Annotated in this window: 7 protein-coding genes and 4 tRNA genes; 5 read left to right on the top strand and 6 right to left on the bottom strand. The window is 67.5% G+C overall.

The genetic code is table 11. The features are described from left to right. Positions 1 to 97: 97 nt before the first annotated feature. The 4 genes from ACWDNU_RS21730 to ACWDNU_RS21715 all read right to left on the bottom strand — a co-directional run bounded on the left by ACWDNU_RS21730 (position 98) and on the right by ACWDNU_RS21715 (position 5,169). Positions 98 to 1,636, bottom strand: a complete 1,539-nt coding sequence (locus tag ACWDNU_RS21730) for an AMP-binding protein (RefSeq protein WP_449670226.1) — start codon at positions 1,634 to 1,636, stop codon at positions 98 to 100. Next, a complete protein-coding gene (gene hemA, locus ACWDNU_RS21725; protein ID WP_370936453.1) occupies positions 1,636 to 2,919 on the bottom strand; it encodes a 5-aminolevulinate synthase in 1,284 nt (427 codons plus the stop codon). Before hemA ends, ACWDNU_RS21730 begins: the two co-directional genes overlap by 1 nt. A gap of 55 nt (positions 2,920 to 2,974) precedes the next feature. Beyond that, positions 2,975 to 4,540 (bottom strand): class I adenylate-forming enzyme family protein, encoded by a 1,566-nt coding sequence (locus tag ACWDNU_RS21720; protein WP_449670225.1) that lies wholly within the window; start codon positions 4,538 to 4,540, stop codon positions 2,975 to 2,977. 554 nt (positions 4,541 to 5,094) lie between these two features. Then, positions 5,095 to 5,169, bottom strand: a tRNA-Val gene (locus ACWDNU_RS21715). 391 nt (positions 5,170 to 5,560) lie between these two features. Between ACWDNU_RS21715 and ACWDNU_RS21710 the strand changes: the two genes are divergently transcribed. The 5 genes from ACWDNU_RS21710 (at position 5,561) to ACWDNU_RS21690 (ending at position 7,849) form a co-directional block, all read left to right on the top strand. Beyond that, entirely contained in the window at positions 5,561 to 5,986 is a 426-nt protein-coding gene (locus ACWDNU_RS21710) for an SsgA family sporulation/cell division regulator (RefSeq protein ID WP_220241370.1), read from the top strand. Between the two features lie 126 nt (positions 5,987 to 6,112). After that, a tRNA-Gly gene (locus tag ACWDNU_RS21705) sits at positions 6,113 to 6,185 on the top strand. Between the two features lie 21 nt (positions 6,186 to 6,206). Then, positions 6,207 to 6,277: transfer RNA gene (locus ACWDNU_RS21700), tRNA-Cys, on the top strand. Position 6,278: 1 nt separating this feature from the next. Beyond that, a tRNA-Val gene (locus ACWDNU_RS21695) sits at positions 6,279 to 6,353 on the top strand. Between the two features lie 140 nt (positions 6,354 to 6,493). Further along, the gene (locus tag ACWDNU_RS21690) at positions 6,494 to 7,849 is read left to right on the top strand and encodes a hypothetical protein (protein WP_449670224.1); all 1,356 of its coding nucleotides are present in this window, start codon (positions 6,494 to 6,496) and stop codon (positions 7,847 to 7,849) included. Positions 7,850 to 7,929: 80 nt separating this feature from the next. On the opposite strand, the gene ACWDNU_RS21685 is transcribed toward ACWDNU_RS21690, so the two are convergent. Both ACWDNU_RS21685 and ACWDNU_RS21680 read right to left on the bottom strand, forming a co-directional pair. Then, positions 7,930 to 9,681, bottom strand: coding sequence for a hypothetical protein (locus tag ACWDNU_RS21685; RefSeq protein WP_449670223.1), 1,752 nt, complete (start codon positions 9,679 to 9,681; stop codon positions 7,930 to 7,932). Between the two features lie 114 nt (positions 9,682 to 9,795). Continuing rightward, on the bottom strand, positions 9,796 to 10,920 hold the full coding sequence (locus ACWDNU_RS21680; RefSeq protein ID WP_449670222.1) for a Dyp-type peroxidase: 1,125 nt from the start codon (positions 10,918 to 10,920) through the stop codon (positions 9,796 to 9,798). Positions 10,921 to 10,942: the final 22 nt, after the last annotated feature.

Here is a 10,942-nt window from a genome sequence, read left to right as displayed (position 1 = left end):
TGCCGCGGGCGCCACCGATTCACGCCGCGATCGGCCGCGAGCGATGAATTTCCCCAGAAACAGCAAGTTGCTCTCAGGAACAGGAAGAACAATTCGGTCAGACAGTGGTCCCGGCGTAGCGGGAGACCAGCTCCCGCTTGAGCACTTTTCCGCTTCCCCCGGTCGGGAGAGCATCGGCGAACTCGACCCGGCGGGGGTATTTGTAGGCGGCGAGCCGCTGCTTTCCCCATTCGACGATCGATTCGCCCGCGCCGGCGGTCGCGTCCTCCGGCCGGGCGGGGACGACGATCGCCCACACCTCCTCGCCGAGCGCCGGATGCGGAACGCCGATCACCGCCACCTGCGCCACGGCCGGGTGCCCGAGGAGGATCTCCTCGATCTCGCGCGGATAGACGTTGTAGCCGCCGCGCAGGATCAAGTCCTTCTTGCGGCCGACGACCGAGAGGTAGCCGTCCTCGTCCAGCCTGCCCAGATCCCCCGTGCGGAACCAGCCGTCCACCACCGTCTCGGCGGTGAGGTCCGGCAGGCCGAGATAGCCGGCCATGACCGTCGGGCCGCTCACCACGATCTCGCCCACCTCGCCGGCGGGAAGCAGGTCGATCCGGCCCGCTTCCGGTCGCGCGATGCCGACAGCGATGTCGTTGATCGGCACTCCGACCGTCTCGGGCCGGAAGGGCAGACCGGGGTGGTGATAGGCGACGCTGCACGAGGTTTCGGTCGCCCCGTAGCCCTCGTAGACCGGACATCCGAATGCGGCCTGGACGTCCTCCCGGATTGCGGCGGGAAGCGCCGATCCCCCGCTGTACACGCGGTCGAGCCGAGGAACTTGCTCGCCTTTGGCCACCGCGTCCAGCAATTTGACGTACATCGTCGGCACGCCCATGAATACCGTGCACCGGTGTTCCCTCATGAGTGCCAGCGCCGCCCGTTCGGAGAACCTCGACATCAGGACGATGGAAATACCGGCACGGAAACCGGTGAGCAGGACGCAGATCTGACCGAAGCTGTGCGCCAGCGGCAAACATCCGAGCAGCACGTCGGCACTGCTGAACGCGTACGGGTCGACGACCATCTTCTCGACGTTGTACAGAATGTTCCGATGGGTGAGCATCACCCCTTTCGGCTTTCCCGTCGTGCCGGACGTGTAGAACACGACCGCGATGTCGTCGGCATTCCGCGGCGCCGCGTCGTCAACCGGCTCCGTCTCGCTCGCGGCGTTCTCCAGGTCGACCGTGCCCGCCGGGCCCGGGCCGACGGTGAAGAGCACCGTGCCGAGCCGTTCCGCCGCTTCTGCCGCCTGGACGACCAGGGCGGCGGCACACACCAGGAACTGCGCGGCGGAGTCGGTCAGCACGTGATCGATCTCCGCCGCGGCGGACAGGGCATTCAGCGGGATCACCACGGCTCCCGCGGCCAGCGCACCGAAGTACGCCACCGGGAACTGCGGGGTGTCGGCCAGGAGCAGCGCGACCCGGTCGCCCGGCCGCACTCCGTTGGCACGCAGCGCGGAAGCGCAGCGCCGCGCCTGTTCCCACAGCCACTCGTAGGTGAAGTGCTCGGACTCGTAGATCACGGCTGAGTGGCGGGGCCGCCGCGCCGCGGCGTCGGCCAGCACGGCGGCGACTGACGTGGTCATTACGGCAGGAGTCCGCCGGCCGCGGCAGGCACGGCGCCGCCGCGAAACCCGGACACGGCCCAGTCCCGGGCGGTGGCCGCGGGGATGTTCAATTCCTGCCAGATTTCGCGAAGCGCGCGGGCGAAGTGCTCGACGTCGTTCTGGTGGTGCACGGCGGACGGCGCGATCCGCAGGATCTCCTCCCCCGCGGGCACGCTGGGGGCGTTGATGGACTGGACGTAGATCCCGTACCGCTCGAACAGCATCCGGGACGCCCGCTTGCACAGTTCGTCGTCGCCCACGAAGGCCGAAACGATGTGGGAATCGGTCGAAAGGAACGGGATGTCGGCCTCGATCAGCAGGCTGTGCAGCAGCCGCGCGTTCTCCGAGAGAAGCTTTCGCTCGACGTCGGAGGACCGCAGGTACTGAACCGACGCCATCGCACCGGCCGCGATCGCCGGCGGCAGCGAGGTGGTGAAGACGAACGAGCGCGCATAGGTCCGCACCGCGTCCACCAGGGCGGCCGGTCCCGCGATGTAGCCGCCGACCGTTCCGAAACCCTTCGCCAAGGTGCCCATGACGACCGTGAACCGATCGGCGATGCCCTCCTGCGCGGCGATCCCGGCGCCCTGCGGCCCGTACATGCCGACCGCGTGGACCTCGTCGACGAAGGTCGTGGCGCCGTACTTGTCCGCGATGTCGGCGATCGCGGCCAGCGGTGCGACGTTGCCCGACATCGAATAGACCGATTCCACGACGATCAGCTTCGGGCAGTCCGCGGGAGCGGCGGCGATCAACTCCTCCAGATGGGCCACGTCGTTGTGCCTGAAGACGTGCTTCTTCGCGCCGCTGTGCCGGAGACCGTCGATGATCGACGCGTGGTTTTTCGCGTCGGAGAACACGACGGTGTCTTTCGGCATGCTCGCCAGCACGGTGAGGGCGCCTTCGTTGGCCGTGTATCCCGACACGAAAAGGAGCGCGGCTTCCTTGCCGTGCAGGTCCGCCAGTTCGTTTTCCAGCAGGACATGGTAGTGGTTGTTCCCGCCGATGTTCCGGGAACCGCCGGAGCCGACGCCGTGCAAGTCGATCGCCGCTTGCACGGCCGCGACGACCTGGCGGTTCTGCCCCATCCCCAGGTAGTCGTTGCTGCACCAGACGCTGACTTCCGAATCCACCCCGTCCCGCCGGGCGGTGGCCATGGGGTAATCCCCGGAACGACGGCCGATCTCGAGGAAATCGCGCTTGCCCTCGGCCACGTCCTCGGCTATTTTGCCGCTCAGGTACGACTTCAGGTGAAAGTTCATCTGCCCGCCTTCTCTCTGCAACGGTGTGCCTAAACGAGGAATCACGTGGCCCGCCTCACGCGAATTTCGACCGCAGGAGCGCCCGGTCCGGTTTCCCGATGCCGTTCATCGGGAGGTTTTCCAGGACGTTGATCTTCTCGGGCACATGAAATTCGGAAAGTGCTTCGGCAATTCTCGTGCGAATGCTCTCCGCGTCGGCCATCTCGTCCGGGTGGCACTCGATCGCGGCGTGCACGTGGTCGCTGCCGTCCTCGTCCCGGACGCTGTAGACGGCAGCGTGCCGGACGCCCGGATGGGAAAGAATTTCCGCCTCGACGACGATCGGATGGATCTTGACGCCGCCGACCTTGATGACGTCGCCCACCCGGCCCAGGAGGGTCAGATATCCCCGCTCGTCGAGAAAGCCGATGTCTCCGGTGAAATACCAGCCGTCCCGGAGCACTCGCGCGGTCAGTTCCGGGTCGCCGGTGTAGCCGTCCATCATCTGCGGCCCGCGGACGCGGACCTCGCCGATTTCCCCCGCGGCCAATCGCTCGCCCGAGTCCGAGTTGCAGACGACGACCTCGACCTCGGGGAAGGGGCGCCCGACAGTGGCCGCGAGCTCCGGGTCGCCGTGCTCCTCGGCGGTGAGGGTCGTGATCCGGCCGGCCTCGCTCGCGCCGTACCCCTGCGCCAGAACAGGACCGAAGAGCCGGAAAGCCTGCGCGGTCCGAGCGGGCGCCGCCGGGCTGCCGCCGTAGATGATCCGCTTCAGCGAGGACAAGCCCGCGGCTTCCACCGCGGCCCGGTCGCGGATTCCCCGTTCGAGCAGGTGGTCGATGATCTGGAACACGTGGTTCGTGGCCATGAACGTCCAGGAGATGTCCTTCTCCGCGGCGACCGCGCGGACCACTTTCTCGGCGTCGAAGCTCTCCTGGACGTAGAGCACCCCGCCCAAGACGAACACCGCGTCCGCCATCGCGGCGGCGCCATGGCTCAGCGGGGTCGACACCAGCATCGACGCGCAGCCGAATTCACGGCCGAGCTCCCTCCATCCGCGCGCGATCGCTTCCCAAGCGCGGCCCGGCCACTGGATGCCCTTGGGCCGCCCGGTGCTGCCGCTCGTGAAGCCGATGACGGCCAACGCGTCCGGGTCCCACGGCGCCGGGTCCAGAGATTCGGCCTCGTCGCGTTCCCCGGGCTGAATTCGCGTCACCGGGATCCCGCTGCCGTCGGCGAGCTCCAGCGCGCGCTCAGAATTTTCGGCATCGACATAGACGGTCATGGCTTCGGTGTCGCGCAGGATCTGGATCTGCTGATCCAGCGGAAGGACCGTCGTCCTGGTGCCCGGGTTGGTGGTCCGCAAATAGCACACGGCTCCGCCGAGCAGATGTGTCGCGTACCGCGCGGTGAGCATTTCAGGGCTGTTCGGCGCGACCAGAATCGCCACCACATCCCCCTTGCCCACCCCGCGATCGCGCAGCGCGCGAAATGTTTCGGTCACGGACCGGACCAGGTCGCCGCCGGAGAAGGCTTCGCCACGCCAGTAAAAGACATCGCGATCCGGCTTTGCCGCGAGCAGCGAAAGGATCTCCGAGACATAACTTTGACTGGGGCTCCACCAATTCTCGGGCAGGCTCACGGGACCATCCTTTGATTCACCGGCTACAGCGAGGTCGCGATTGGGCAGTTCAATCTTCGCCGCACGATTGAAGCGAGCGGCAGATCGTTCGACTGGCTACAACGGAGTACCGGAAGGCATCCCGATCCGGGTAACCGATCGGCGCACCCGCCGGACGGCCGCTCAGAGCGCCGATGTTCTCGGCTGGACGCCGCCTCGTCGCGAGGCCGACGCAGCAGCGGCGGCGGCTCGAGGACAGGCTGCGGGAGCACCTGGAGCCGCAGCTCCCGGCCCGTGGTCAGGGTGGTCGCCCGTCGATCGACGACCGGGCGGAGCCGGAGGGCAGCTTGCACGTTCTCAGCGCCGGCCGTCGCTGGCGCGCGGCCAGGTCGTCGTCGAGCCCCGCGAGGCGCAGTGCGCGGCGACGGAGAGCCGCCTGGACGTCTTCCCCGGACCGGCCAGCGCCGCGCTCAAGAGGCCCGGGAACCGCCTCCGCGAGGCCGCTGCGGCGCTTCGCTGCCGTACGGACAGCAAGAAGGCCCTCCCCGGATGTCCGGAAAGGGCCTCTGACCTGATGGTGGGCGATACTGGGATCGAACCAGTGACCTCTTCGGTGTGAACGAAGCGCTCTCCCGCTGAGCTAATCGCCCGCTCGCGGTGCGTTCTCAGCCTACCCCACGACTTTCGGGGGCCTGCAAACGGGTGGTTTGATCCGACTACAGCGCGTCTGCCTGCGAATACCGTCCGAACAACCCCGAGCTAACCAAGGCCTTGCGCGGGCGGGGGCGCGTGCGGGCGTCCGCGACATCCGTGCGACGGTGCTATCGCACAGCGGCCGAACCGCGCAAGATGTACTGGTGGCTCCCCACCGGGCGCCCGCTGAAGGCTGCGCGGCACGGACGGCGACGGACCGGACGGACCTCGGGGCAGACGGTCTCGAACGGGTGATCTCGAGCGCACTCGCGACGGATCCGGGCTCCTGGTGCGTCTCACCGTTGTCCTCGGTCGTCCGGACCGGGAAGGGAGACGAAGGGTAGGACGATGCGCAACGATCACGTGACGCTCCGCTCGACGGCGGTCTTCGACCTGCTGGCGCCGCGGACCCCGGCGGTTCCGGTGAAGGTGGAGCTGCGCTACGACACCCGCGACCCGTATGCCGTCGTCGCCGCCTTCCGCACCGGGCGGGCCGGCTGGGTCGAATGGGTCTACGCGCGCGACCTGCTCGCCGACGGCCTGCTCGCCGACGCCGGCGACGGGGACGTCCGCATCCGGCCCTCGGTGGAGGACCCGGAGTCGGTCCTGATCGAGCTGAACTCGCCGTCCGGGCACGCCATGTTCGAGGCGTCCGCGCAGGAGCTGGCCGATTTCCTCGACCGCACGTACGACGTCGTGCTGCCGGGCAACGAGCACCTGTGGGTCGACGTCGACGACGCGCTCACCCACCTGATCCCGAACGATCTGACCTGATCACCGCCCCGCGAGCGGGCCAACAACCCCCCGGTGCCGCGCCGGTCGCCGGGGTCGGATATGGTTCTTTCACACCACGGCGACGGGGTGCGGGCTTCCGGCCCGCGACTGCGGAGCCACGGTAGTGCGGACGTAGCGCAGCTGGTAGCGCATCACCTTGCCAAGGTGAGGGTCGCGGGTTCGAATCCCGTCGTCCGCTCGGAGGGCTCAAGCCCCATGCGGTGGAGTGGCCGAGAGGCGAGGCAACGGCCTGCAAAGCCGTGTACACGGGTTCGAATCCCGTCTCCACCTCGCGCGATTAGCTCAGCGGGAGAGCGCTTCCCTGACACGGAAGAGGTCACTGGTTCAATCCCAGTATCGCGCACCAGCGTTGCCCGGAAGCCCTGCTTCTCTGCGGAGAGGCAGGGCTTCCGTCGTTCCCAGGAGATTTGGCCTTCGTCGTAACGAACCTGGCGGCCAGGCGCGATATCGCTCCCACAACACGTCGACGACTCGTGGGAGACCTGTATGGCGGTGCCTGTCATCGGTGATCGTGCTTCAGATCCTCAGTTGCTTGAGGAAGATCTTCCGCTCGGTCCATGGGCCAGTGCCACGCTGCAGGTGTGGGGCACGAAGACAGGCACTCGCTGGCACGCCGACCCGAACTGCAGTTCGCTGAAGTCACAGGCTCGAACCCGGGAGTTAGTACAGCCCGCAGACGGCACACTCGGAGACCGGAATCTGCCAGACGGACTGCATTGTGACCCACTGGGTCTGCTCCGCGATTACCTGACCGCCGCTCGCCGTCTCGCCAGCTTTGCCGCCAAGACCGACAAAGCTGAACGGGAATGGGCCGCAGGGAACGTCCCCGTGTCAGCGTTTCAGACCCATCTGAGGTGGGGTCGCGGCGAGGTCGAGGATCGACTCCAGGAAGAACCGCTCGCGTCGCTCTGGCAAGCCGAGCTTGCCCGTCGAGGACGCCTCATCGCGCGGATAGACCGGTTTCTCGGCTCGAACGACGAGCGGTTGGCGGCGATGGTTCTCGCCGATTGGGTCCGCCGAGGGCGGACTCCCCGCGAGCACAAGCGCTACTACGACCGGTTCGTGGCGATGGCGGTGCGTCATTTCGACGACGCCGAGATCACGACAAACATGGGCATGCACTACTCAGTCAACCGTGACAGTCTGCCGAACTGGCTCGATGCTGTCTCGAGCGGCAAAACCTTCGAGTCAGCGACAACGACGCTCGCCGAGAAAGAGCACGCGCTTGCCAGGAGGATGAGCCGGGAAGACGAGAAAGACCTTCCCGATCAAGTACAGGGTGCCTGGCTCGCGGCAGGCGCTTCGTGGCAGCTGATGCTGGAATCGATGGCACTCGCCCATCCAGGGTCTGTTCTGGCCTTGTTTCAGAGGTACGGCAGCGAAATCGATCCCGACTTGATCGAGCTCGTCGCACGGCTGGGCCCCTCTGCGAGCTTGGAAATCGCCCACATCGACTGGACGGTCGCTGTGGTGCCCGCTGCCTGCCGGGTCGCCTTCGCGAGCTCCGGCAGAACCGGCCGCCTGATTCTTCTGGACAACCCGGGCTACCGAGTCACCGACGAGACCTGCGAGCTGTTCCTGCGCAACGTTGTCCGAGCAGCGGGATATCCAGAGCTTGCGCAGCACGTCCGCGGGCGAATGCCGGAACAGAGCGAGCAGTCTCGCGAAGTGACGGACAGCGAATACGACATGGCAAGAGCGTTGAGCCAAAGGGGATTCAACACCCGAGGCTACGGTTTTGGTCTGACGATCGGCGACTGCGACACTGCACTCCGCGCTGCGATGCAGGGCGAAGAATTCGCGAGACCGACTGTCAGCCGCAGCCGTCGCTCACGACGCTGACACTCCGCCCCTGACGACATGGCCGATGGCCAGACCAGCACGATCAGCTTCTCCGCGCCGCGTTTCTGCTACCTCGGCCGCTACACCTCTATTCGCTTAAACAACGTCGAGGTAAGAAGCTGCGTTTGCGCTCCCCACGCAGCGGCGAGTGCTTGCCATCTGCTCGGCGAATCGCCGCAGATCTCGATAACTTTCGCCGCGAGCCGCGGCCCGTAGACAGGGTGCCGCTCGATCTCGCGCACAGGCATGCGCCAAGCAAACTCGTCGGTCATATAAGCGGATTCGAGAACATGGGCAACGACCGCGTCTCTGTTTCTGCTTCGGTCGCGGAGCAGGTCTGCGAGCACGGCCTGCGGGTCTGCCACTGTCGAGAGTTCCTCATCCGTCGGCAGACTCTCCTCAGGGGGTGCCGGTTTGGCAGACGACACGGCGCGCGGCTCCCTCGCGGCAAGGATTTCAGAGCACAGGCGCCGTGTGCGGCTTCGGGCGGGAAGCTGCTCCTCGATGTCCAGGATGTGATCGTCCGGCAGACGATCGAGCAGATTCCGGAGCTGCGACGGCGATGCCGCCCGGTTTCCCGCGATCAGGTCGACGAACCGGTAGTAGGCGGCCCGCGGCCCAGGTCGTCCCTCGACAACCGCAGCACGGACTAAGGCGTCAATACAGGCGGACGTGTTGGCCGCGCGAGCGACCGCGGCAAGATCAGCCCACTGGCCGGTTCGGGCAGCCTGTTCTGGATCCCATCCGTCAGCGACCAGTTTGGCCACCGCGTCGCCTGTTTCGTCTCGAGCCAGCTCGACGAGCTGCGGAAACCGCTTCAGGTACGCAAGGAGGTCAGCCGCCTCTGCTGCCTTCACTTCCGGCAAGCACTCAAGCAGTTCGGCATCGGCGAGTTCGCCCGCGGCGAGGAACGCGCGCTGAATACGGGGGCCGTGCTCAGGATGAGCCAGTAGTTCCCCGCGCCGGCTGGGCGGCAGATGCTCGATCAGACCCCTGAGCAGACTCTCCGGGTCGCGCCGGTTGTGCCACCCTGGCACTTCAGCCGACGGCTTCGCCGGCCGCGAACGGAGCACTGCGTCAACAACACTCGAGGCGAGTTGCGCTTTCGCCTCAGCGGGCCATTTCTCGGCGTCCCACCAGAGCTCCGCAGCATCCTCGCCGGACAGCTCGGCAATCTTGTGCATGGCCGCTTGCTTGGCGTTCTCCCGCCGCAGCGCGGCTGCGAGAACACTGGCCTTGGCCGGAAACCGGCTCAGCAATTCGAGTGCTTCTTCATCAGAGCAGCAGTCGTCGGCGACGAGGTCCCCCGCGTCCCACCACTCCACGCCAGCGAGCAGGCGCTGGCGTGCCTCGCGGTCAAGATCCTCCCGGGCGAGCAGCGGCTTGATCCGCCGAGCCGATACCCGTTCGGCCTCCTTGTCGACGAGTTGCCGCTTTCCCTCTGCGGGCAGATCCGGCAAGCCGGCCAGGCGCGCCCACAGGTCACGCGACTCGGACGGAGACCAGTCCCTGCTCAAGCTGGGCACGTAGCGCTCGCCCGCAGGCTCGGCAGTTGCGACCCTGCGACGCGGGAGGCCGACCGCAAGCCGTGCCGCCGGTAGGTCGTCGACGACGAAGAGGTCCTGGCTCCACTCGCCGGGCCACGCCACGACCAGCAGTTCCTGCCCTGTGGCGGTACCAAGCATCGCCCGTTTTTCGGAATCTGTCTTGGCCTGGGTGACCAAGCCGTCCTCACCCACTCGCAGCAAAGTCACCGTCCTGGCCAGCCAGGGCAAGGACTCCGCCGAACTCGTCCGCCGCAGATGTGGGTCGAAAGCGATCTTTCCCCTCATTTGCCTCATCATAAGGAATTTCATCGCTCGACGGAGCTGCTGTGCAGAGACGTCTCCCGCTGAAGCGGACGTGCCCTCCGCCAACAGATCTCCCGTCGGGGCCCGGCCGCCCGTTCAGGACGGGAACAGCGTCGATCCCAGCGGCCGGTGTTCGTCGAAGCCCGGGAGGATCAGGAAGGTTCCGCTCGCGGTGGTGGTCGTGAACGGCAGCAGCGCGTCCGCGGCCTCCATGCTCGCCAGGGTGGCGGTGAACGTGTGCAGGTCGTTCTGGAAGCTCGCGAAGAGGAGCCCCGGGGCCGGCGTGTCCATGCTGTAGCTGCGGCGCAGCATGAGCCCGGCCCCGACGACGTTCGCGTGGGCGCGGCGGATGTGGGCGTCGGCGGGGACGAGGTACCGGCCGTCCGGGGTTTTCGCGCCCAGGTCCGGACCGTCCGCTATGGAGCCGCCGGACAGCGGGATTCCGGAGTCTCTTCGGCGGCCGAAGACGGATTCCTGCGCGGCGACCGGCAACGCGGCGAATCGGGCCACGTCCAGTGCCATCCGCCGGACTACGGCGATCGTGCCGCCCGCGACCGGAGGCGGGCCGGGGAGCCACAGGTCCCGTTGCTGCTCGGCGGGAGTGTGCGGGCCGATGATGCCGTCGACGAAACCCAGGACGTTCCTCGGCGCGGTCTGTCCGGCTGCGACCGGGACGTGCGGTCCGCGTGCGCCGGATTGCCGCCAGCGTTCGCGTACGCCGGGCTTCGCGAGGAGCGCGGCTGCGGCGACGGGCGGGACCAGTGGGTCGCTGGCGCAGATCTGGAGCAGCAGATCGCCGCCGCGGTCGGACGGGTCGATCGTCTCGTGCGCGGCTGGCGGGAGGTCTCTCGCACCGGGCAGTTGCGGGTCGCGGGTCTGGACGAGGCGGGGGCCGATTCCGACGGTCACGGTCAGGTCGCCTGGGGGCAGGCCTAGGAAGCGGGTTTCCGTTCCCGCGGTCAGGGCCACGATGGTGCGGCCTAATTCGGCGAGAAAGGGGCCTGGGGCAACGGAAAAATCCGCGGTGACGATCAGCAGGTGCGGTTGTGGTTGTTGCGGCGTGGTGATCCCGGCCTGGTGGGCGCCGGTGGGCGGGATCGGGCCGGGCCGGGTCTCGGCGGAGTCGGGGGCGGAGGCCGCGTGGCAGCCGGCGGCGAGGCCGGCGGTCATCGCGGCCCCGAGAAAAGCGCGGCGGGAAGGGCGGCGCTCAGCGGAATTCACGACGGGCAGCGTGACAGATTCC

The organism is Amycolatopsis sp. NPDC003676 (assembly GCF_053587275.1).
Note: the sequence above shows the minus strand (reverse complement) of the source record. Positions and strands in the feature narration are given on the sequence as shown.